Below are 236 nucleotides of genomic sequence, written 5' to 3'. Positions count from 1 at the left end.
AGCGAAAAATGCTTGTTGTCTTCCTTGGCTAACGGGTCCGGGTTTTCGAAACCGATGACCAGTAAACCCATCGTGGCTTTACCGGCCTGACTGACCGACGAGTGCTGGGTGGCGGCGGCCGTGACGGTTTCCCAAGGGACGATCCAGTACTCACCATCATCGCGAGGGACACAGACCTCTCGGCGCTGGCGATTGAAGCGCACGGGTAAGGGGACTTCGCGGAAGAGGCCTTGGAT

The 236-nt window shown here is 58.9% G+C and carries 1 pseudogene; it reads right to left on the bottom strand.

Annotated elements, in window-relative coordinates:
- Positions 1 to 236 (bottom strand): annotated as a pseudogene (locus tag ACI77H_RS30035) (hypothetical protein); the annotation flags it as partial.

Source organism: Pseudomonas sp. O230 (assembly GCF_045447035.1).
GTDB lineage: Bacteria > Pseudomonadota > Gammaproteobacteria > Pseudomonadales > Pseudomonadaceae > Aquipseudomonas.
This window is presented reverse-complemented; position numbering and strand designations above follow the sequence as displayed.